Raw genomic sequence first — 327 nt, 5'->3', positions numbered from 1 at the left:
GTTGTCGAACTTCGACTTGGTGACGGCGTCGTTGACGTTGATCGCCGGGAACAGCAGGACACCGTCGCGCTGCATCTCGTACAGGCGGTGCACACCGGTCGTGGTCTCCTCGGTGACACCGCGGATCTCCGAGGACAGCTGCGTCCACTTCTGGGGGTTCTCGCCCAGGGTGCGGGTCAGCAGCTCCAGGATGACGCGGTGCTCGTCGGACTCGGCCGTCTCCGGCGAGGGGACCTTGCCGTCCTTCTCGTACTCCACACCCTTGTGGACCAGGAGGGTGGCGTCGCCGCCGTCGTCCAGGATCATGTTGGGGCCGCCGGTGGGGCT

Annotated in this window: 1 protein-coding gene; it reads right to left on the bottom strand. The window is 66.7% G+C overall.

Translation table 11 applies throughout. The features are described from left to right. The coding region (locus ADK65_RS05325; RefSeq protein WP_199825570.1) for an adenosylhomocysteinase at nt 1-327 on the bottom strand (327 nt) is incomplete at both ends.

The sequence above is a fragment of the Streptomyces sp. NRRL B-1140 genome, assembly GCF_001280065.1.
Taxonomy (GTDB): domain Bacteria; phylum Actinomycetota; class Actinomycetes; order Streptomycetales; family Streptomycetaceae; genus Streptomyces.
This window is presented reverse-complemented; position numbering and strand designations above follow the sequence as displayed.